The following is a 21,215-nucleotide window of genomic DNA, read 5'->3' as shown; positions in this document are numbered from 1 at the left end:
CCAGCGGAATGACTGCGCTCTCGATCGGCAAGGGCCTTACGCTCAATAGCGCCGAGGAACTGGAGGCGACGCTCCGCCACATCGGCGCGACGCGCTATCACAGCCTGCACCCGTTCCATCGGCTGTTGCACGGCGGCAAGCTCAACAAGGGCCAGGTGCAGGCCTGGGCGCTGAACCGCTATTATTACCAGAGCACGATCCCGCTGAAGGATGCGATGGTAATCTCCCGGTTCCGCGACCGAGCGACCCGGGTCGAGTGGCGCCATCGCATCGAGGATCACGATGGCGACGTGGGCAGCGAAGGCGGCATCGAGCGCTGGCTGAAGCTGACGGAGGGTCTCGGGCTCGACAGTGCCTACGTGGAATCGACCGAGGGCATCCTGCCGGCAACGCGGTTTGCCGTGGAAGCCTATGTGCATTTCTGTCGCGACAAGACGCCGCTGGAAGCGATCGCCTCCTCGCTGACGGAACTGTTCGCGCCGAACCTGCATGAAGAGCGCATCTCCGGAATGCTGCAGCACTATGATTTCGTCAATCCTGACATCATGAGCTATTTCAGCCGCCGGCTGGCGCAGGCGCCACGCGATGCCGGTTTTGCGCTGGAATATGTCAAGGCGCACGCGAAGACGCCGGCGGAGCGCGAGTTGGTCTGCAACGCGCTGATCTTCAAGACCAATGTGCTATGGGTTCAGCTCGATGCGCTGTATCATGCCTATGTCGAGGGCCACATACCGCCCGGTGCGTTCGTGCCCAAGGGAGACTAGCGACCGATGGCTTTGAGCCGCAACATCAGTGTCAGCGAGGCGAGCCGGCCAAAATTGCCGCGGCACGCCAAGCTGAAATTCGATGACACGCGGCAGGTATGGGTGATCCTGGCGCCGGAGCGGGTGCTGGCGCCGGACGAGATCGCGGTCGAGGTGCTGCAGCTTTGCGACGGCGTGCGCAGCGTCGCCGAGATGATTGACCAGCTCGCCGCCAAATACGCCGCGCCGCGCGAGGCGATTTTGACCGATGTCATCGCGATGCTGCAGGACCTCGCCGACAAGGGTTTTTTGACCGAAGCGCGTGAGAAGACGTCATGAGCGACATTCTCGCAGATGGCAAGACAGCCGGCGCCGCGCCCAGTGACGGGCTCGCGGTACTCGAGCAGAGGCGGTCGACCGCAGAGACGTTCGGCATTCCGCTTGCCGTGCTCGCCGAGCTGACGCACCGCTGCCCGCTGCAATGTCCCTATTGCTCCAATCCGATCGAACTCGATCGCGGCAATAGCGAACTGACCACCCAGGAATGGAAGAAGGTCTTGAGCGAACTCGCCGAGATCGGCGTGCTGCAGATCCATTTCTCCGGCGGCGAGCCGACCGCGCGCAAGGACCTCGTCGAACTGGTGCAGCACGCGACTGATGTCGGGCTGTACAGCAACCTCATCACCTCGGCGGTGCTGCTGACCAAGGAAAAGCTGTCGGCGCTCGCCGATGCCGGGCTCTGCCATGTGCAGATCAGCTTCCAGGGCAACGAGCCCGTCGTGGCCGACCGCGTCGCCGGATTGAAGAATTCGCATGAGAAGAAGATCGAAGCGGCGAAGTGGACGCGCGAGCTTGAGTTGCCGCTGACAGTGAACGCCGTTATGCACCGCCAGAACCTGCACCAGCTCTCCGACATCATCCAGATGGCGGTCGATCTCGACGCTGACCGGCTCGAAGTCGCCAACGTCCAGTATTACGGCTGGGCCCTGAAGAACCGCGCTGCGCTGATGCCGACGCTCGAACAGATTGAGGAAACCAGCCGAATCGTCGAGGAAGCCGCGACACGGCTGAAGGGCATTCTCGCCATCGACTATGTGGTGCCGGATTATTACGCGCTGCGGCCGAAGAAATGCATGGGCGGCTGGGGCCGGCAATTCTTCAACATTTCGCCGGCGGGCAAGGTCCTGCCCTGCCACGCCGCAGAGAGCATCACCGGGCTGGAATTCGAATCCGTCCGCTCGAACCATTCGATCGCCTGGATCTGGCAGAACTCCGAAGCCTTCAATCGCTATCGCGGCACCGGCTGGATGCCCGAGCCGTGCAAGAGCTGCGAATTCCGCGAGATCGATTTCGGCGGCTGCCGCTGCCAGGCGTTTGCGCTGACGGGCGACGCCGGCAATACCGACCCCGCTTGCACGCTGTCGCCGATGCACGAGCAGATCTTCAAGCAGGCCGAACGCGAGGCCGCCGCGCATCAGGACCGCTTCCTCTATCGCAATTTCGCCGGCGGCACGCTGGAGACGGAAGGCGAGCATGGCGCCTGACGCCGACGCCGGAAAATCCATCAAGCGCGCCGATCCGTTTGCACCGCTGACGTCGGAGCAGCTTGCGGTCAGCGACGGTCACGACATCTATGTCGAAAGCATCGGCTGCGCGAGCGGCATTCCCGCGGTCTATCTGCATGGCGGGCCCGGCAGCGGCTGCCAGCCGGATCATCGCCGGCTGTTCGATCCCGAACGCTTTCATGCGGTGCTGTTCGATCAGCGCGGCGCCGGCCGCAGCCGTCCCAAGGGAAGCCGCGAAGCCAATACGTTGCCGCATCTGATTGCGGATATGGAGGCGATCCGCGAAAAATTCGGCTTCGAGCGCTGGATGATCGTCGGCGGCTCCTGGGGCGCGACACTGGCGCTGGCTTATGCAGAGGCCCATCCCGGCCGCGTCACCGGCATCGTACTGCGCGCCACCTTCCTCGGCACAACAGAGGAAATCGAGAACGGATTTCTCAAGGTGCTGCCGCGGTTCCATCCGGGACTCTACGAGGACTTCCTGAGCGTGCTGCCGGAAAGCTAACGCGCACAACCGCTGCAGGCCTATTTCCGCAGGATCCTCGATCCCGGTCCCGACGTGCATATTCCAGCAGCGCGAGCCTGGGGCGAAACCGAACGTATCCTTTCCGAACACACGCCAAACCGCACCCGCCTCGATTTCACGGCGCTCAATTCGTCAAAGGGCATGCCGGCCACGCCATTCATGGAAGCGCATTACTTCGCCAACGACTGCTTCATGCAGCCGAACCAGTTGTTGCGCGAGGTGGAAAGGCTCGCCGGAATCCCCGGCATCATCGTGCAGGGCCGCTACGACCTGCTGTGTCCGCCCGCGACTTCGCACGCCCTCGCGGCCGTCTGGCGCGAGGCCGAAATCCGCTTTGTCGAGGGCGCCGGCCACACGCTGTACGATCCCGGCGTCCGCGACGCCGTGATGAAGGCGATCGCCGACATGGCGTCCCGAACCAGCAAATAGGAAACAAAAAATGCCGATGGCGGGGAAAGGCATGCTGCTGACGTCGATGAACGTCGACGCTGCCGATGAAGCCGAATTCAATCGCTGGTACGACCGCGAACATCTCGAGGAGCGCGTTGCGATCCAAGGTTTTCTCGAAGCGCGCCGTTATGTCGCCCATGACGGCAATCCGAAATATCTCAGCCTCTATTCCACCGAAACGTTTGAGGTGCTGGACAGCCCGGCCTATCGCACCGCGCTGGCCAACCAGACGGCGTGGTCGAAAGCCAACATCGCCCGTTTCCAGAACATGATCCGCGCGGTCGCGCGCATCACGGTCAGCCGTGGTACCGGCCGTGGCGCGGCGCTCGGCATCGTCAGGCTCAGGCCGTCGGGCGGCGAGGAAAAATTGCGCGCCGCGCTGAGCGAGCAGCTCGATCCCGCACAGCTCGACGGGATCATTTCGCTGCATTTGATCGAGAGCGATCCGGCGCTGTCGAAGCCGATCACCGATGATCCATCCACGCCCAATCCCGGCGCCGGCGACTGGTTCGTGCTGATCGATGCCACGGACGTCGGCGCGCTGCCGGCGGCCATGCTGCGCTTCAGTGGCAATATCGCATTGAAGCCGCCGACGATCTCGAACGGCATCTACCGGCTGATGTGGGATCTGGCGAAGAGCGATATCGGCTAGGCGCCCCCGCAGCTTCCGACGCTCGCGCGCAGCCGCCATCCGAACCGGCTGGCGCAGCCCTGACCCAGCGCTGCACCGGCTGTTCGACGTCCGGAGCGGGAACCGAACAGGGCCGCCAAACGCGCAAACCACCGTGAAGGTGCTGTTAACGTGATGTCGGGTAAAGCAGTACCTGAGACTAGCCTTCTCGCAAGACTTGCTCGTTTCAGAGCGGGTCCACACGACCAGCGCTTGCGTCAGGCGGCTTCGATTCCTCCTCGCCTAATGATTGAAGGCCCTGAGAAGAGCTTCCATCGAAGTCTCTAACATCGCTCTCAATTGTGTCGCTAATGTTCTCCATGAAGATGTCCTCCAATGCCTTGATAAAGGTCGCCCCAGCCGGTTGGTGAGGTTGTCGGTTCCCGGTATCCTCAGCTGACACTGGAGTTGCATTGCATGGCGGAAAAGCCAGCGCGCAGTATCGCCGAGATTTTCGCCGCCTTCCTCAAGCTCGGCCTCACGTCGTTCGGCGGGCCGATCGCGCATCTCGGTTATTTCAGAACCGAATTCGTCGAGCGGCGGAAATGGCTGAGCGAAAGCAGCTATGCCGACATCGTTGCGCTGTGCCAGTTCCTGCCGGGGCCCGCGTCCAGCCAAGTGGGCTTCACGCTCGGCATCTTTCGCGGCAACGGCCTGCTCGGCGGATTGGCGGCATGGTTCGCCTTTACCATGCCCTCCGCCGTCATCATGTTCGCCTTTGCGCTCGGCGCGACGGTCTTCACCGGCCCGTTCGCCGAGGGCGTGCTGCACGGGCTCAAGCTTGTTGCGGTCGCCGTGGTCGCGCAGGCGATCTGGGGCATGGCCAGGAGTCTCACGCCGGACCGTGAGCGCGCCGCCATCGCGCTCGCAGCCGTCGCAATCGTGGTCTTCATCGGCGGATCATTTGGCCAGATCGGCGCCATCGCCCTTGGCGCGGTGGCCGGACTGTGGCTGTGCCGTGGAGAAGGACCCGCGCCAACCGGCCATCTCGGATTTTCCGTATCGCCCGGCCTTGGCGTCGCCGCGCTCGTGCTGTTCGCGGTCCTGTTCCTGGTCACGCCGCTGGTGACGGCAAAAACCGGCTCGCAGGGTCTTGCCCTGTTCGACGCGTTCTATCGTTCCGGTGCGCTGGTGTTCGGCGGCGGACATGTCGTGCTGCCGCTGCTGCAGGCGGAAGTGGTGACGCCGGGCTGGGTGAGCAACGCGGACTTCCTCGCCGGCTACGGCATGGCGCAAGCCGTGCCCGGACCACTCTTCACCTTTGCGGCCTATCTCGGCGCTGTCACGGGCCCCGCTCCCAATGGCCTCGCCGGCGCGGTGATTGCGTTGATCGCGTTGTCGCTACCGGGGCTGCTGCTGGTCTACGGCATGCTGCCGTTCTGGGACGCCTTGCGCCAGCGTCCCACCGCACAGGCCGCGATGCGCGGCACCAATGCCGCCGTCGTCGGCATCCTCGGCGCCGCGCTCTACAATCCGGTCTGGACCAGCGCCGTGCTCACCCCGCGCGATTTCGCGGTGGCGCTTGCGGGCTTCCTGCTGCTGACAGTGTGGAAGCTGCCGCCATGGATCGTTGTCGTTATTCTTGCGGTGGCTGGTGCCTTGCTGCGGCTGATCTGACGCCTGCCTGTTCATTCGGCATTGAATCAAGAAAGCTGCACTGCACATGCTGCAGTGCCGCATCAACACTGCGACGCTAAGTCCACGTCTCCATGCAAACGCAGGCGGGAGATCGCGCAAAATTGCCTTTGTGCCGCGTCTGGAATGGCTCTAATAAGATAAGCCTATGATCCAATTCAAAAACCGAAAGAACGTCCGCTAAGCGTTCCATAAGCAAAATAAGGCCGCGTTCCGGTTGTTGGCGCGGACAAGGTAGGAATGAAACCGACTGATATCTCGGCGCCAGACTACTTTCACAAGGTGGTCGATTGCCAATGGGCCTGCCCCGCACACACACCGGTTCCCGAATATATCCGTTTGATTGCCGAGGGGCGTTATAGCGACGCCTATATGATCAACTGGCAATCGAATGTGTTTCCTGGAATTCTGGGACGCACCTGCGATCGTCCATGCGAACCGGCGTGCCGACGCGGCCGCGTCGAGGATAATCCGGTCGCGATCTGCCGCCTGAAGCGCGTCGCCGCCGACTTCAAGGACGACATCAAGCACCGTTTGCCGAAGCCGGTCGCGAAGAACGGCAAGCGCATCGCGCTGGTCGGCTGCGGTCCCGCCTCGCTCACGGTGGCGCGCGACCTGGCGCCGCTCGGCTATCACTGCACCGTGTTCGATTCCGACCCGAAGGCGGGCGGCATGATGCGGAGCCAGATTCCGAAATTCCGTCTGCCCGATACGGTGATCGACGAAGAGACCGGCTACATCCTCAACCTCGGCGTCGAGTTCAAGGGCGGTCACCGCGTCGACAGCCTGAAGAAGCTGCTCGCTGAAAACTACGACGCGATCTTCATCGGCTCCGGCGCGCCGCGCGGCCGCGAACTCGATATCCCCGGCCGCAAGGAAGCGGCTAGCAACATCCACATCGGCATCGAATGGCTGGCATCGGTCTCGTTCGGCCATGTCGAGAAGATCGGCCGCCGCGTGATCGTGCTCGGCGGCGGCAACACCGCAATGGATTGCTGCCGCACCGCGCGCCGGCTCGGCGGCGAGGACGTGAAAGTGATCGTCCGCTCCGGCTTCGAGGAAATGAAGGCGAGCCCCTGGGAGAAGGAAGACGCCATTCATGAGGATATTCCGATCCTCAACTACATGGTGCCGGTCGCGTTCAAGCATGTGAACGGCAAGCTGATCGGCGTCACCTTCCAGAAGGTGAAAGCCGAATACGACGCCAAGGGCCGCCGCAACCTGGTGCCCTCGGGCGAACCGAACCAGACCATTCCCTGCGACGACGTGCTGGTCGCGGTCGGCCAGGAGAACGCCTTCCCCTGGATCGAGCGCGACTGCGGCATCGAGTTCGACAAGTGGAACATGCCGCAGGTCGATCCCAAGACGTTTGCGTCGACCAATCCAAAGGTGTTCTTCGGCGGCGACGCCGCGTTCGGCCCGAAGAACATCATTTGGGCAGTGGCGCACGGCCATGATGCCGCGCTGTCGATCCACAAGATGATCTCGGGCGAGGACATCAACGAGCGTCCGCTGCCCGAGGTGCAGATCTCTTCGCAGAAGATGGGCATCCACGAGTGGAGCTACGACAACGACATCTCCGGCGACAAGCGCTACAAGGTGCCGCATCGCGACAAGGTGATCGCGCTGAAGGACATCAAGACCGAGGTCGAGCTCGGCTATGACGTCAAGCTCGCGCTCGGCGAGGCGCAGCGCTGCCTGAACTGCGATGTGCAGACCATATTCTCGGCGCCGGCCTGCATCGAATGCGACGCCTGCGTCGACATCTGCCCGATGGACTGCATCACGTTCACAGAGAATGGCGAGGAAGAGGACCTGCGGCAGCGGCTGAAAGCCCCCTCGCCGCGTCACGACCAGGCGCTCTACGTCGCCGAAGGGCTCAAGACCGGCCGCGTCATGGTGAAGGACGAGGACGTCTGCCTGCATTGTGGGCTGTGTGCCGAGCGCTGCCCGACCGGCGCCTGGGACATGCAAAAGTACCTCATCGATATGACTCACGCGGGACCAACATGCCAGACCAAAGCCCGATCAGCAGCGTAAACGACTTCGTCGTCCGCTTCGCCAACGTCAACGGCTCGGGTTCGGCGAGCGCCAACGAACTGTTCGCGCGCGCGATCCTGCGCCACGGCGTGCCGGTCTCTCCGCGCAATATCTTCCCTTCCAACATCCAGGGCCTGCCGACCTGGTACGAGGTGCGCGTCACCGAAGCCGGCCATCTCGGCGCCCGCGGCGGCGTCGACCTGATGGTGGCGATGAACCCGCAGACCTGGGACAAGGACGTCGCCTCGATCGAGCCCGGCGGCTATCTGTTCTACGATTCGACCAAGCCGATCCCATCGTCGAAATTCCGTGCCGACATCAACGTGATCGGCGTGCCGCTGACCGCGATCACCAACTCGACCTACACCGATCCGCGCCAGCGCCAGCTGTTCAAGAACATCATCTATCTCGGCGCGCTCTGCGCACTGCTCGACATGGACCCGAAGCTGGTCGAGCAACTTATCGGCGAACAGTACAAGGGCAAGGAGAAGCTGTTGTCGTCGAACGTCCATGCGCTGCATCTCGGCCGCGACTGGGCGCTGCAGAACCTGAAATGCCCGATCGGACTGCAGGTGAAAAAATCAGACAAAGTCGGCGACCGCATCTTCATCGAGGGCAACAGCGCGGCCGCGCTCGGCGCCGTCTATGGCGGCGCCACTGTCTGCGCCTGGTATCCAATCACGCCGTCATCGTCAGTGGCGGAGGCCTTCACGAGCCACTGCAAGAAGCTGCGGCACGACTCCGAGACCGGCAAGGCGAAGTACGCGATCGTCCAGGGCGAGGATGAACTCGCCTCCATCGGCATCGTGATCGGCGCCTCCTGGAACGGCGCACGTGCCTTTACCGCGACCTCGGGTCCCGGCATTTCCCTGATGACCGAGTTCATCGGCCTGTCGTATTTTGCGGAAATTCCGGCCGTGATCATGAACATCCAGCGCGCCGGCCCCTCCACGGGCATGCCGACGCGCACCCAGCAATGCGACATCATCGCCTGCGCCTATGCTTCGCATGGCGATACCAAGCATGTCCTGCTGTTTCCGGAAGATCCGGCTGAAGCGTTCGAGTTCGCGGCGCAGTCGTTCGATCTCGCTGACCGGCTGCAGACCATGATTTTCCTGATGCTTGATCTCGACATCGGCATGAACCATCGGCTGTGCCGCCCGCTGAAGTGGGACGACGCCCGGCAGTATGATCGCGGCAAGGTGATGACGGCGGAAATGCTCGACGAACCGGGCCGCGATTTCGGCCGCTATCTCGACGTCGACGGCGACGGCATCCCCTACCGCACCTATCCGGGCACGCATCCGACCAAGGGCTCGTTCTTCACCCGCGGCACCTCGCGCGACCGCTATGCCCGCTATTCGGAGGAAGGCGCTGTTTATGCCGACAACATGCAGCGGCTGGTGCGCAAGTTCGAGACCGCGCAGGACATGGTGCCGCGGCCATTGCAGGCCAATGCCGCCAAGCCGACCAAATACGGCGTGATCTATTTCGGCTCGACCGCACCGGCGATGGACGAGGCAATCGGGCTATTGGAAGCGCGCGGGCACCAGCTCGACCGCATGCGCATCCGTGCGTTCCCGTTCCACTCCAGCGTAGCGAGCTTCATCGCCGATCATGATTTCGTTTACGTGGTCGAGCAGAACCGCGACGCCCAGTTGCGGCAGTTGATCGTCAACGAGAACGGCATCGATCCGGTCCGGCTGGTGCCGATCCTTCACTATGACGGCACGCCGATCACCGCGCGCTTCATCGCCAACGCCATCGGCGACCATCAGGACCATCTGAAGGTGACCCCTCTCCGCAAGGCCGTGTCATGACCTACATCGCAAAGCCCAAGTTTCATCATCCCGGCCTGCCCAAGAACGCGCTCGGCTATACGCACCGCGACTACGAGGGCAAAATCTCGACGCTGTGCGCCGGCTGCGGCCACGACTCGATCACCGCCTCGATCATCGAGGCCTGCTACGACCTTTCGATCGAACCGCACCGGGTGGCCAAGATTTCCGGCATCGGCTGCTCGTCGAAGACGCCGGACTATTTCCTCGGCAATTCGCACGGCTTCAACTCGGTGCATGGCCGCATGCCGTCGGTGCTGACCGGCGCCAACCTCGCCAACCGCGACCTGATCTATCTCGGCGTCTCCGGCGACGGCGACAGTGCCTCGATCGGCTTCGGCCAGTTCGCGCATTCGATCCGGCGCGCCGTCAACATGACCTATATCGTCGAGAACAACGGCGTGTACGGCCTGACCAAGGGCCAGTTCTCGGCGACCGCCGACCGCGGCTCCAAGTCCAAAAAGGGTGTGATAAACACCGACAACGCCATCGACCTGGTGGCGATCGCGCTGCAGTTAGGCGCGAGCTTCGTGGCGCGCAGCTTCTCTGGCGACAAGAGCCAGTTGGTGCCGCTGATCGCAGCCGCGATCCGGCACAAGGGCGCGGCCTTCATCGACGTCATCAGCCCCTGCATCGCGTTCAACAACCACGCCGGCTCGACCAAGAGTTTTGACTATGTCCGCGAGCACAATGACGCGGTGAACCGGCTCGACGTGCTTACCGGCCGCGATCCGATTACGGTCGAATATGCGCCGGGCACGGTGCAGGTGGTCGAACAGCACGACGGCACGCGGCTGGCGCTACGCAAGATCGACGCCGACTATGACGCCAACGACCGGCTCGCGGCCATGACCTTCCTGCAGAAGCACGCCGCCAAGGGCCAGGTGGTCACCGGGTTGCTCTATGTCGATCCGGATGCGGAAGACCTGCACACCCATCTCGACACCGTCGAGACGCCGCTCAATACGCTGGAAGCCAAAGACCTGTGCCCCGGCACGACGGCGCTGGAAAAGATCAACGCCAGCCTGCGGTAGTCCTAGCGTTTTCGAGCGACATGGACCCCGGTTCGCGTCAAGAAAACGCGTCAAAACAAAAATCTAGAGCCCGGCTCTGATCAGAACCGGGCTCTATGTTGCCGCGGATAGCTACGCGGCCGCCGCGATGTTCCGCGGGTGCGCGACGTACTCCTTCAGGACCGTGCCGGACGCGTCGCTCTCGACGAGCGACACGTCGTAGCTCCAGAGATCGGCGAGGTGCTGCAGCACACGCTTGGTATCGGTCTCGGTGAGCTGGGCGCCCTTCACCACGGTGTGGCGCAACATCAGCCGACGATCGCCGGCAAGGTCGACATCGACGACTTCGATATTCGGATCGATGAAGCCGACGTCGTACTGCCGTGCCAGCTCGCGCCGCAGCCGGCGGTAGCCGCGCTCGTTGTGGATGGCGTCGACCAGGATGCCGGCGCGCTCCTCCGGATCGTCATGCAGGTGGAACAGGCGGAAGTGCCGCATCAGCCGCGGGCTCATGAACTGGCTGATGAAGCTTTCATCGCGATAATTGGCCCAGATGTCGCGCAGCACGCCCATGGCATCGCCCTTGCCGGCGATATCCGGGAACCACTCGCGATCCTCGGCATCCGGATCGGTGACGATGCGTTCGATGTCCTGCATCATCGCAAATCCCAGCGCATACGGGTTGAAGCCGGAATAGCGCGGATCGTCGAATTCGGGCTGGAACACCACGTTGGTGTGCGACTGCAGGAATTCGAGGAAATTGCCGTCCGTCAGCCGTCCCTGCTGATGCAGCCGGCTCATGATGCGATAGTGAACGTAGGTCGCCGTGCCCTCGTTCATTACCTTGGTCTGGCTCTGCGGATAGAAATATTGCGCGATGTGCCGCACGATCCGCAGCAATTCGCGTTGCCAGGGGCGCAGGCGTGGCGCGGTCTTCTCAAGAAAATACAGCAGGTTTTCCTGCGGTAGGCCGAGCATCTGGCGGCGGCGCTCGACATCCAGTACGGCGTCGCTCTTCACCTTGCCGCCCGGAACGGTGCGCCACAAATCGTTGAATGCGGCCTCCTCATGGGCACGGCGCCTGCCCGCCCGTTTTTCCTCGGCGCGTAGATCGAGACTCTTCTTGCCGGGATAGCGATCGATGCCGTGCGACATCAAGGCGTGCGCGGCATCGAGCGTGTGCTCGACCGCCTGCCGGCCGTGGCGTTCCTCGCAATGCGCTACGTAGCGCTTGGCGAATTCGAGATAATCGAGAATGCCGTCGGCATCCGTCCATTGCTTGAACAGATAGTTGTTCTTGAAGAAATGATTGTGGCCAAAGGCGGCATGCGCGATGACGAGCGTCTGCATCGTCGCGGTGTTTTCCTCCATCAGGTAGGAAATGCACGGCGACGAGTTGATGACGATCTCGTAGGCCAGCCCCATCAGCCCCTTGCGATAGGATGCTTCCTGAAAGGCAAAATGCTTGCCGAACGACCAATGCTTGTAGAACAGCGGCATGCCGACCGATGAATATGCATCCAGCATCTGCTCGGCGGTAATGACCTCGATCTGGTTGGGGTAGACATCGAGCCCCAATTCATTGCACGCAACCTGCTCGCAGGCGTCGCAGATCTTCTGCAGCGTCCGGAAATCCCAGTCGGCGCCCTGAAACAGCAACTGGTCGGCCGCGGTCATGACGCGTTCCTTTCCTGCTGGCTACGGCGCTGGAAGAGATCGTGAAACACCGGGAAGATCTCGCTGCGCTCGTTGACCTTGCGCATCGACAGCGGTGCGCCATTCGCGCGCAGGCCCTCGTAAAGGGTCCAGAGCGCCGAATTGGGCATTTCGTAGCTCAGGCCGTTTTCCTGGCCGACCTCCAGATAGGCAAAGAACTGGCTGACCGGCAGAATCTTGTCCGTCAGAAGCCGGCTCGCAACCTCGCCGTCCGCGTAGGAATTGTCGCCGTCGGAAGCCTGCGCGGCATAAATGTTCCAGTCTTCCGGCCGGAAGCGCGTCCGCACGATGTCGTGCATCGCCTGCAATGCGCTCGACACCAGCGTGCCGCCGGAGGCCGGCCCGTAAAAGAACGTCTGCTCGTCGACCTCTTCGGCCCGGTCGGTGTGCCGGATGAAAACGATCTCGACATGGCGATAACGCCGCTTCAGGAACACATAGAGCAGCATGTAGAAGCGCTTGGCGAGATCCTTCATGTGCTCGGTCATCGAACCGGAGACGTCCATCAGGCAGAACATCACGGCCTGGGCCACCGGTTTCGGCACCGTCTCGAAACGGCGGTAGCGGATGTCGATCGGATCGATGAACGGGATGCGTTTGATCTTTGCCTTCAGGGCCTCGATCTCAGCCAAAAGCTCGGCGCGGCGCGCCTCGCTGCAATCCTCAAGCTCCGCTTCAAGGGCCGCCAGCTCCTCCGGCCGCGGCCGCCGCAGGGCGACGCGACGCGCCAAAGCACGGCTTACCGTTCGGCTGACCGAAATATTGGCGGGCGACCCGGATGTGGAGTAACCCGCCCGGCGAATGCCCTCGCACTCGACCTCGGCCAGCTTTCGCTTGGCGAGATCGGGCAATTCGAGGTCATCGAGGAACAGGTCGACAAACTCGTCGCGGCTGAGAACGAAGCGGAACGTATCCTCGCTGTCGCCCTCGCCCGCACCCCTGCCCTTGCCGCCGCTCTGGTTCGGCCGCGGCAGCATGTCGCCTTCGACGAACTTCTTGTTTCCAGGCAGCACCATGTCGCGCGTGCCGCCCTCGCGGCGGAAGCGCGGCTCGTCCATGCCATCGATCGGGACGCTGACCTCGCCGCCTTCCAGGACATCCTTGATGTCCCGTTCCTGCGACGACTTCTTCACCGCCCCTTGAACCAGCGCCTTCGCTCGACGCAGAAAGCGCTGGCGATTCTCCAGACTCTTGCTACCCGGATTCAGGCGCCGGTCGACGATGTGAATGGCCACGGTCTCATCCGCCTCAGCCTGCCTGTTTTACGCGCATGTACCACTCGACCAACCTGCGGACTTGCCGCTCGGTATAGCCTCGCTCGACCATGCGCGCGACGAACTCGCCATGCTTCTTTTCGGTCTCGCCGTCCTTCTTCGAGCCGAACGAGATCACGGGAAGCAGGTCCTCGACCTGGGAGAATATCCGCTTTTCGATCACTTCGCGAATCTTCTCGTAGCTGGTCCAGGTCGGGTTCTTGCCGCTGTTCTGGGCGCGCGAGCGCAGCGAGAACTTGACCACCTCGTTGCGGAAGTCCTTCGGATTGGCGATACCCGCCGGCTTCTCAATCTTGGTCAGCTCCTGATTGAGCAGTTCGCGATCGAGCAGTTGTCCAGTGTCGGGATCCTTGAAATCCTGATCCTCGATCCAGGCGTCGGCATAGTCGACATAGCGATCGAACAGGTTCTGTCCGTAGTCCGAATAGGATTCGAGATACGCCTTCTGGATCTCGTGCCCGATGAACTCGGCGTAGCGCGGCGCCAGTTCGGCCTTGATGAACTCGAGGTAGCGCTTCTCGACCTCGTCGGGAAGCTGCTCGCGCCGGATCGCCTGCTCCAGCGTGTACATCAGATGGACCGCGTCGGCGCCGACCTCGTTGGTGTCGTGGTTGAAGGTCGCGGCGAGGACCTTGAACGCGAAGCGGGTCGAAACGCCGTCCATGCCTTCATCGACGCCGGCGGCATCCCTGTATTCCTGAACGCTGCGCGCCTTCGGATCGGATTCCTTCAGGCTCTCACCGTCGTAGATCCGCATCTTGGCGAACACGGTCGAATTCTCGTGCCTGCGCAACCGCGACATCACCGAGAAGCGCGCCATCGTTTCCAGCGTGGCCGGAGCGCACGGTGCGTTGGCCAGTTCGGAGCCCTGGATCAGTTTCTCGTAGATCTTCTGCTCCTCGGTGACACGCAGGACGTACGGCACCTTGATGACGCAGATGCGGTCGATGAAAGCTTCGTTGTTCTTGTTGGTCTTGAAGCTTTGCCACTCGGCCTCATTGGAGTGGGCGAGAATGACGCCGGTGAACGGGATCGCGCCGATATTCTCGGTGCCGATATAGTTACCTTCCTGCGTCGCCGTCAGCAGCGGATGCAGCATCTTGATCGGCGCCTTGAACATTTCGACGAATTCGAGAATGCCCTGGTTGGCGCGATTGAGGCCGCCCGAATAGCTGTAGGCGTCGGGATCGTTCTGGGCGTAAGTCTCCAGCTTGCGGATGTCGACCTTGCCGACCAGTGACGAGATATCCTGGTTGTTTTCGTCGCCGGGCTCGGTCTTTGCGATCGCGATCTGGCGCAGCCGCGACGGCTGGATCTTGGCGACGCGGAATTGCGAGATGTCACCGCCGAACGCTTCGAGGCGCTTGTAGCACCACGGGCTCATCAGACCGGTGAGGCGACGGCGTGGAATGCCGTACTTCTCCTCGAGCATCGGCCCGAGCGATTCCGGATCGAACAAGCCGAGCGGACTTTCGAACACGGGGCTCAGTTCATCGCCGGCCTTCAACACGTAGATGGGATGTACTTCCATCAACGACTTGAGGCGCTCGGCGAGCGACGACTTTCCGCCGCCGACGGGACCGAGCAGATAGAGGATCTGCTTGCGCTCTTCGAGACCTTGAGCTGCGTGGCGGAAGAATCCGACGATGCGCTCGATCGTGTCTTCCATGCCGTAGAAGCCCGCGAAGGCCGGATAGAGCCGCATCGTGCGATTCAAAAAGATACGGCCAAGGCGAGGGTCCTTGGCCGTGTCAATCATCTGAGGCTCGCCGATCGCAGCTAGTAGTCGCTCTGCAGCGTTGGCATATCGCATCGGATCGTTTCGACACGACTCCAGATATTCCGCCATCGACATATCGGTCTGGCTTCTAGCTTCGAAGGACCGGGCGAAAGCATTGAACAGAGAATCGTTGTACATGATCCGTCTCTCCATGGTCACCTGTAAATGCCGGACGCACCGTCGGGTTCCAGTGCCGGAGCGTCGTAGCTTCCGTCGCGAATCACAATAAGCACCTGCACTGATTGGACACGCGAGCCAGATCACAATGCAATGCAATAGTCGTGCTAAGCGGCTTAGCCTCGTAAAGATACGGTGCCATTTCGCTCCCGTTGTATCCGCGCGGCAACATTTTGCACCGGGCTAATACCGAGCGGGCGGTAAGGGTTTTTTAACGATTCTGCCCACTGCACTGCTCGATTCGGCGACGGCTTTGGCAGTCTGAAGCAGCAAAGCGGAGAAAATCCGGATTCCGGGCGGCCCAAAGGTGCGAGAACGGTGGCCTTTTGCCACCTTCGGCAGGCCGACCGGTCGCCAAAGGGGCAAGATTAACACCCGTTCATTTCGCGGGTCAGGCGCTGAACGCGCCCCGTGCCACCTGCAACTAAAGTACGGTGCCGCGCGTTTAATCCGAGTCTGCCATGAAATTCGTCTGGTTCGTCGCCGTCGTTGCCTCTCTCGTCGGAGCCAATGTCTGTCACGCCCAGGAGGCGGTCGACAAGGCGAAAGCCGCCACCTTCGACATCAAGATGTTCAGCGGACCGCTCAGCCACAAGAGCTATGCCTGCTTCGTGCGTCGTTATGACGCCAGCCATCTGGCGCAGCACCCCAAGCAGAAAGTCAGCGCGATGAAGCTGCTGGTGACAGCCGAAGAGGCGCCGGAGGACAAGATCGTCAACTATTCCTTCCGCCTCGGCTTCAAGTATCGCCACCGCGCCGGCAATTTCGATTCCAGCGGCTCTTGCAGTCACATTGTCGCCGAAAGCAGCGGCGGCGAAGTTCGTCTCGGCTGCGGCGTCGATTGCGAAGGCGGCGGCATCGAGGTGGCGATGAAAGACGCGCGATCCGCGCTGATCCGGCTGGAGCGGATCAGGATCTGGGAGCGCAACAAGGCCGACGAAGACGCCAGCGACGATCTGGTTGCCGGCTCCGACGACAAGATTTTCCGCGTTGATCGCGCCGATCTGCACGAATGCTCCGACTTGGTGACCGATCGGAAAGAACTTGCGGCACTCAGGCACAAGTGAGCCACTCTACATAAGTTGGTGAACCACCTACTTAGGTTTGTGAACCACACCGCTTAGGCTGGAACGACGTCATGTTGGGCTGGAAGGACGTTATGCATCGACGCAATATGCTGTGGGGCGCGGTTTCGGCGCTCACTGCAGTCTTTGCCGCCTCTCGCGCAAACGCCGCTGCCGAAGCGTCTTCGACAAAATTGAAGGTGGTTTATCACCTCAACGATCTCGACAAGGTGAGCTTCGTGCTGGGCAACATCTAGAATCATCTTGCCGGTGCGGATCGCCGAGTTGCAGTCGCTAGGCTATCTTTATCTGCGACCGTGAGGCGTTGCCGATTGACGTGAATGTTTCACATCGACCGCTCATTTGAGCGGTCTGGTCGCCGCACTTTCGCCCGCTCCATCGAGCTGAGTGCCTCGTGTGTTCGGATACACTCGCGATGGCGCCTGCGCGCCCGCTCCCACGCCGACATGCGGGCTGTGTCCCCCTGCAACCGCCCGCGGAATGTTTTGCGCATGAACCCTCAAATTCACGCCGACGCCGGCGGCTTCCGCCGCGCCCGGGCCGAGGGCGAGCAGGCCAGACAAAAGCACGAGGCAGGCCGGAAACGAAAAACTACGGCTCATGACAGGCTCCTTCACAACTTCGTGCTTGTGCCCGTTGGTGTCGCCATTCTGAAAACAGGTTCGACCGGCCAGCCAGTATCAAGAGCGGCCATTTTGCGGGATCGAACCGGTGCCAATGGCGTTAATATCGCGGGGAAGCCTCTCCTATCCGGCCGCAAGCCCAACCAAATATTGACTTTCCGGTCCTGCCCCCGAAAGCTGCCGGAAACCCAGAAATCGACCGATCGAACAGAACAGGCACCATGAATCCCGTCAAAGCACTCGAAAACCATGGCCAGGCGGTCTGGCTGGACTTCCTCGCCCGCGGCTTCGTCGCCAAGGGCGACCTCAAGGCGCTGATCGATACCGACGGCGTCAAGGGCGTGACGTCGAACCCCTCGATCTTCGAGAAGGCGATCGGCAGTTCGGACGAATATGACGGCGCGATCGGCCACGCCCTCAAGGCGGGCGACCGCCCGGTCGCCGAGCTGTTCGAGGCGGTGGCGATCGAGGACATCCAGAACGCCGCCGACGTGCTGCGACCGGTTTATGACAGTTTGAACGGCGGTGACGGTTTTGTCAGCCTCGAGGTCTCGCCCTATCTGGCGATGGATACCAGGGGAACGATTGCCGAGGCCGAGCGGCTCTGGAAGGACGTCAAGCGGCAGAATTTGATGGTCAAGGTGCCGGCGACGCCGGAGGGCCTGCCCGCGATCAAGCATCTGATCGGCGAAGGCATCAGCATCAACATCACGCTGTTGTTCTCGCAAGACGTCTATCGCGAGGTGGCGGAAGCCTATATCGCGGGTCTTGAAAACTACGTCGCCAAAGGTGGCGATCCCTCTCACGTCGCCAGTGTCGCGTCTTTCTTCGTCAGCCGCATCGATTCCGCCGTCGACAAACAGCTCGACGACAAGATCGCCAGGGCCAATGATCCCAGTGAGAAGGAGCGGCTGAGCGCACTGAAAGGCAAGGTCGCCATCGCCAACGCCAAGCTCGCCTATCAGGACTACAAGCGGCTGTTCGCCGGTCCGCGCTGGGAGAAGCTTGCCGCCAAGGGCGCCAAGCCGCAGCGGCTGTTGTGGGCCTCCACGGGCACCAAGAACAAGGACTACAGCGACGTGCTGTATGTCGAGGAGTTGATCGGTCCCAACACCGTCAACACCGTGCCGCCGGCCACGCTCGATGCCTTCCGCGACCATGGCAAGCTGCGCGACAGCCTGGAAGAAAATATCGAAGATGCCCAGCGCGTGCTGGAAGAGCTCGAAAAATCCGGCATCTCGCTCGACGATATCACCGCCGAGCTGGTCAGGGACGGCGTCAAGCTGTTCGCGGATGCCGCCGACAAGCTCTATGGCGCGGTCGCGAACAAGCGCGCCGCTTCACTCGGTGGCGGCATCGACCACCAGCAACTCGCGCTCGGCGACGGCATCAAGAAGGCTGTCGAGAAGAGCACGGAGGACTGGCGCGCATCGGCGAAAATCCGAAGGCTGTGGCAGAAGGACAAATCGGTCTGGACCGGTGACGACGAGAACAAATGGCTGGGCTGGCTGGACAGCCCCGCGGCCGCCGACGTCGTCAATTACGAGGATTTTGCCGAGCGCGTGAAGGGCCAGAAATTCAGCGACGCCGTGGTGCTCGGCATGGGCGGATCGAGCCTCGGACCGGAGGTGCTGGCGGAGACGTTTGCCAAAAAGTCCGGCTTTCCGAAGCTGCATGTGCTGGATTCGACCGATCCCGCGCAGGTGCGCGCGATGGAGGATACGGTCGACCTTGCCCATACGCTGTTCATCGTCTCCAGCAAATCCGGCGGCACCACCGAGCCGAACGTGATGAAGGATTACTTCTTCGATCGCGTCGCCAACACGGTCGGCAAGGACAAGGCCGGCCATCGCTTCGTCGCCGTCACCGATCCCGGCTCGTCGCTGGAGAAGAATGCGATCAAACAGGGCTTTGCCCGCATCTTCCACGGCGATCCCACGATCGGCGGCCGCTATTCCGTGCTGTCGCCGTTCGGTCTGGTGCCGGCGGCGGCCGCCGGTATCGACGTTCGCAGCCTGATCGCGCATACGCTGGCGATGGTGCGCTCCTGCGGCGCCGATGTGCCGCCGCACGAGAACCCGGGCGTGCAGCTTGGGCTCGCGATGGGTCTGGCCGGCCTCGAAGGCCGTGACAAGGTGACCATCACCTCGTCGGAGAAGGTTGCCGATTTCGGCGCCTGGGCCGAGCAACTGATTGCCGAATCCACCGGCAAGGAGGGCAAGGGGCTGATTCCGATCGACGGCGAGCCGCTCGGTGCCCCCTCGCTTTACGGCAACGACCGCTTCTTCATCGATATCAGGACCGAAGGCGAGGACGACGCCTCGCATGACGACCGGCTCAAAGCCCTGGAGGCGGCCGGACATCCCGTGGCCCGCATCGTCATGAAATCGATCGACCATATCGGCCAGGAATTTTTCCGGTTCGAGATGGCGACCGCCGTGGCCGGCGCGATCCTCGGCATCAATCCGTTCAACCAGCCCGACGTGGAATCGGCCAAGATCAAAACCCGCGAACTGACCGGCGCGTTCGAAAAGACCGGTTCGCTGCCGGCGGAGAAGCCTGTCGTCTCGACCGATGAGGCCGATCTCTATACCGACGAGCACAACGCAGCCGAGCTGCGCAAGGCCGGAGCCGACGGCACGCTCGGCTCCTGGATAAGAGCGCAGCTTTCGCGCGCGGACAGCGGCGACTACGTCGCCCTGCTCGCCTACATCGCGCGCAATCCGGGCACGATCGGCTCGCTGCAGAAGATGCGGCTTGCGGTGCGCGACGCGCATCAGCTGGCGACGTGCGCCGAATTCGGCCCGCGCTTCCTGCACTCGACCGGGCAGGCCTACAAGGGCGGCCCCGACAGCGGCGTGTTCCTGCAGATCACGGCCGACGACGCCGAGGACCTGCCAGTGCCCGGACAGAAGGCGAGTTTCGGCATCATCAAGGCGGCGCAGGCGCGCGGCGATTTCGACGTGCTGACCGAACGCGGCCGGCGCGCGCTGCGCGTCCACCTCAAGGGCAGTCTCGGACCGGGCCTTGCCGCACTCGATGCTGCGATTTCGGAAGCGCTAAGTTAAGGAAAGTCAGGACATGCAACTCGGCATGATCGGCCTCGGCCGGATGGGCGGCAACATCGTCCGCCGGCTGATGAAGAACGGCCACACCGCCGTGGTCTACGACAAGGACGCCAAGGCGGTCGCCGCGCTGGCCGGCGAAGGCGCAACCGGCGCGGAAACGCTGGAAGCCTTCGTGGCAAAACTCGAGAAGCCGCGCACCGCCTGGGTGATGCTGCCGGCAGGCAAGATCACCGAGGCGACCATCGAGGCGCTCGCCAAGCTGATGCAGCCGGGCGATGTCATCATCGACGGCGGCAATACGTTCTGGCAGGACGACGTCCGGCGCGGCATGGCCTTGAAGGAACGCGGCCTGTATTATCTCGACGTCGGCACCAGCGGCGGCGTCTGGGGCATCGAACGCGGCTATTGCATGATGATCGGCGGCGACAAGGCGGTAGTCGACCGGCTCGATCCGATCTTCAAGACGCTGGCGCCGGGCGCCGGCGACATTCCGCGCACACAGGGGCGCGAAGGGCGCGATCCGCGCGTCGAGCAGGGCTATATCCACGCCGGCCCTTCCGGTGCCGGGCACTTCGTCAAGATGATCCACAACGGCATCGAATACGGCCTGATGCAGGCCTATGCCGAAGGGTTCGATATCCTGAAGAACGCCAACATCGATGCGCTGCCGCCGGAGCATCGCTTCGCATTCGACATTGCCGATATCGCCGAGGTGTGGCGGCGCGGCAGCGTCATTCCCTCCTGGTTGCTCGATCTCACCTCCTCCGCGCTCGCGGAAAACCAGACGCTCGATAATTATTCCGGCTTTGTCGAGGATTCCGGCGAAGGTCGCTGGACCGTCAACGCCGCCATCGACGAGGCCGTGCCGGCGGAAGTCTTGACGGCGGCGCTCTATGCGCGCTTCCGTTCGCGCAAGGATCACACCTTTGCGGAAAAGATCCTGTCTGCGATGCGGGCCGGTTTCGGCGGCCACAAGGAGCCGCCGAAGAAACCCAATACGAAGGCGTGAAGC

16 protein-coding genes and 1 pseudogene are annotated in these 21,215 nt (G+C 62.4%); 14 read left to right on the top strand and 3 right to left on the bottom strand.

The annotated features are described in order from the left end of the window. The first annotated feature begins 8 nt into the window (after positions 1-8). The 9 genes and pseudogenes from pqqC to ACH79_RS18505 all read left to right on the top strand — a co-directional run bounded on the left by pqqC (position 9) and on the right by ACH79_RS18505 (position 10,501). Positions 9-764 carry a pyrroloquinoline-quinone synthase PqqC gene (pqqC, locus tag ACH79_RS18545; RefSeq protein ID WP_161856434.1) on the top strand — a complete coding sequence of 252 codons (756 nt, stop codon included), beginning with the start codon at positions 9-11 and terminating at the stop codon, positions 762-764. Between the two features lie 6 nt (positions 765-770). Beyond that, positions 771-1,082: a pyrroloquinoline quinone biosynthesis peptide chaperone PqqD gene (gene pqqD, locus ACH79_RS18540; RefSeq protein WP_161852282.1), complete on the top strand. Its 312-nt coding sequence runs from the start codon at positions 771-773 to the stop codon at positions 1,080-1,082. Then, positions 1,079-2,287 (top strand): pyrroloquinoline quinone biosynthesis protein PqqE, encoded by a 1,209-nt coding sequence (gene pqqE / locus ACH79_RS18535; RefSeq protein ID WP_161852281.1) that lies wholly within the window; start codon positions 1,079-1,081, stop codon positions 2,285-2,287. The genes pqqD and pqqE overlap by 4 nt, the downstream gene beginning before the upstream one ends. Then, positions 2,277-3,263, top strand: a pseudogene (gene pip, locus ACH79_RS18530) (prolyl aminopeptidase). The gene pqqE and the pseudogene pip overlap by 11 nt, the downstream one beginning before the upstream one ends. Before the next feature lie 10 nt (positions 3,264-3,273). Continuing rightward, entirely contained in the window at positions 3,274-3,936 is a 663-nt protein-coding gene (locus tag ACH79_RS18525) for a DUF4286 family protein (protein ID WP_161852280.1), read from the top strand. Between the two features lie 435 nt (positions 3,937-4,371). After that, on the top strand, positions 4,372-5,571 hold the full coding sequence (gene chrA, locus ACH79_RS18520) for a chromate efflux transporter (protein ID WP_161852279.1): 1,200 nt from the start codon (positions 4,372-4,374) through the stop codon (positions 5,569-5,571). 258 nt (positions 5,572-5,829) lie between these two features. After that, on the top strand, positions 5,830-7,629 hold the full coding sequence (locus ACH79_RS18515) for an FAD-dependent oxidoreductase (RefSeq protein ID WP_161852278.1): 1,800 nt from the start codon (positions 5,830-5,832) through the stop codon (positions 7,627-7,629). Next, a complete protein-coding gene (locus tag ACH79_RS18510) occupies positions 7,599-9,449 on the top strand; it encodes a 2-oxoacid:acceptor oxidoreductase subunit alpha (RefSeq protein WP_161852277.1) in 1,851 nt (616 codons plus the stop codon). Before ACH79_RS18515 ends, ACH79_RS18510 begins: the two co-directional genes overlap by 31 nt. Then, positions 9,446-10,501 (top strand): 2-oxoacid:ferredoxin oxidoreductase subunit beta, encoded by a 1,056-nt coding sequence (locus tag ACH79_RS18505; RefSeq protein ID WP_161852276.1) that lies wholly within the window; start codon positions 9,446-9,448, stop codon positions 10,499-10,501. The genes ACH79_RS18510 and ACH79_RS18505 overlap by 4 nt, the downstream gene beginning before the upstream one ends. Positions 10,502-10,612: 111 nt before the next feature. Here ACH79_RS18505 and ACH79_RS18500 read toward each other — a convergent pair whose 3' ends face one another. Genes ACH79_RS18500 through ACH79_RS18490 form a run of 3 tightly spaced genes read right to left on the bottom strand, consistent with a single transcriptional unit; the run spans position 10,613 to position 15,388 of the window. Next, the gene (locus ACH79_RS18500; protein WP_161852275.1) at positions 10,613-12,157 is read right to left on the bottom strand and encodes a SpoVR family protein; all 1,545 of its coding nucleotides are present in this window, start codon (positions 12,155-12,157) and stop codon (positions 10,613-10,615) included. After that, the gene (locus ACH79_RS18495) at positions 12,154-13,425 is read right to left on the bottom strand and encodes a YeaH/YhbH family protein (RefSeq protein ID WP_202639313.1); all 1,272 of its coding nucleotides are present in this window, start codon (positions 13,423-13,425) and stop codon (positions 12,154-12,156) included. The genes ACH79_RS18500 and ACH79_RS18495 overlap by 4 nt, the downstream gene beginning before the upstream one ends. A gap of 19 nt (positions 13,426-13,444) precedes the next feature. Next, complete coding sequence (locus ACH79_RS18490) at positions 13,445-15,388, bottom strand: PrkA family serine protein kinase (protein WP_161852273.1); 1,944 nt, start codon at positions 15,386-15,388, stop codon at positions 13,445-13,447. Between the two features lie 500 nt (positions 15,389-15,888). On the opposite strand from ACH79_RS18490, the gene ACH79_RS18485 reads away from it, so the two are divergent. The 5 genes from ACH79_RS18485 (at position 15,889) to gnd (ending at position 21,212) form a co-directional block, all read left to right on the top strand. Beyond that, positions 15,889-16,494 carry a hypothetical protein gene (locus ACH79_RS18485; RefSeq protein WP_161852272.1) on the top strand — a complete coding sequence of 202 codons (606 nt, stop codon included), beginning with the start codon at positions 15,889-15,891 and terminating at the stop codon, positions 16,492-16,494. A 92-nt stretch (positions 16,495-16,586) separates the two neighbouring features. Next, the gene (locus ACH79_RS43005; protein WP_202639265.1) at positions 16,587-16,748 is read left to right on the top strand and encodes a hypothetical protein; all 162 of its coding nucleotides are present in this window, start codon (positions 16,587-16,589) and stop codon (positions 16,746-16,748) included. 255 nt (positions 16,749-17,003) lie between these two features. Further along, positions 17,004-17,360: a hypothetical protein gene (locus ACH79_RS18480; RefSeq protein ID WP_161852271.1), complete on the top strand. Its 357-nt coding sequence runs from the start codon at positions 17,004-17,006 to the stop codon at positions 17,358-17,360. Continuing rightward, entirely contained in the window at positions 17,357-20,203 is a 2,847-nt protein-coding gene (locus ACH79_RS18475; RefSeq protein ID WP_161852270.1) for a bifunctional transaldolase/phosoglucose isomerase, read from the top strand. Before ACH79_RS18480 ends, ACH79_RS18475 begins: the two co-directional genes overlap by 4 nt. Positions 20,204-20,216: 13 nt before the next feature. Next, the gene (gnd, locus tag ACH79_RS18470; RefSeq protein ID WP_161852269.1) at positions 20,217-21,212 is read left to right on the top strand and encodes a phosphogluconate dehydrogenase (NAD(+)-dependent, decarboxylating); all 996 of its coding nucleotides are present in this window, start codon (positions 20,217-20,219) and stop codon (positions 21,210-21,212) included. Positions 21,213-21,215: the final 3 nt, after the last annotated feature.

It is taken from the genome of Bradyrhizobium sp. CCBAU 051011, assembly GCF_009930815.1.
Taxonomy (GTDB): domain Bacteria; phylum Pseudomonadota; class Alphaproteobacteria; order Rhizobiales; family Xanthobacteraceae; genus Bradyrhizobium.
The sequence above is the reverse complement of the archived record's forward strand: the minus strand, read 5'-3'. Positions and strand labels throughout refer to the sequence as shown.

Coding starts and splice junctions, on each gene's coding strand:
- ACH79_RS18510 (WP_161852277.1), top strand. CDS start 7,599: ATGCCAGACCAAAGCCCGATCAGCAGCGTAAACGACTTCGTCGTCCGC.
- pqqE (WP_161852281.1), top strand. CDS start 1,079: ATGAGCGACATTCTCGCAGATGGCAAGACAGCCGGCGCCGCGCCCAGT.
- ACH79_RS18490 (WP_161852273.1), bottom strand. CDS start 15,388: ATGTACAACGATTCTCTGTTCAATGCTTTCGCCCGGTCCTTCGAAGCT.
- ACH79_RS18485 (WP_161852272.1), top strand. CDS start 15,889: ATGAAATTCGTCTGGTTCGTCGCCGTCGTTGCCTCTCTCGTCGGAGCC.
- gnd (WP_161852269.1), top strand. CDS start 20,217: ATGCAACTCGGCATGATCGGCCTCGGCCGGATGGGCGGCAACATCGTC.
- ACH79_RS18505 (WP_161852276.1), top strand. CDS start 9,446: ATGACCTACATCGCAAAGCCCAAGTTTCATCATCCCGGCCTGCCCAAG.
- ACH79_RS18500 (WP_161852275.1), bottom strand. CDS start 12,157: ATGACCGCGGCCGACCAGTTGCTGTTTCAGGGCGCCGACTGGGATTTC.
- pqqC (WP_161856434.1), top strand. CDS start 9: ATGACTGCGCTCTCGATCGGCAAGGGCCTTACGCTCAATAGCGCCGAG.
- chrA (WP_161852279.1), top strand. CDS start 4,372: ATGGCGGAAAAGCCAGCGCGCAGTATCGCCGAGATTTTCGCCGCCTTC.
- ACH79_RS18525 (WP_161852280.1), top strand. CDS start 3,274: ATGCCGATGGCGGGGAAAGGCATGCTGCTGACGTCGATGAACGTCGAC.
- ACH79_RS43005 (WP_202639265.1), top strand. CDS start 16,587: ATGCATCGACGCAATATGCTGTGGGGCGCGGTTTCGGCGCTCACTGCA.
- ACH79_RS18480 (WP_161852271.1), top strand. CDS start 17,004: ATGAACCCTCAAATTCACGCCGACGCCGGCGGCTTCCGCCGCGCCCGG.
- ACH79_RS18515 (WP_161852278.1), top strand. CDS start 5,830: ATGAAACCGACTGATATCTCGGCGCCAGACTACTTTCACAAGGTGGTC.
- ACH79_RS18475 (WP_161852270.1), top strand. CDS start 17,357: ATGAATCCCGTCAAAGCACTCGAAAACCATGGCCAGGCGGTCTGGCTG.
- pqqD (WP_161852282.1), top strand. CDS start 771: ATGGCTTTGAGCCGCAACATCAGTGTCAGCGAGGCGAGCCGGCCAAAA.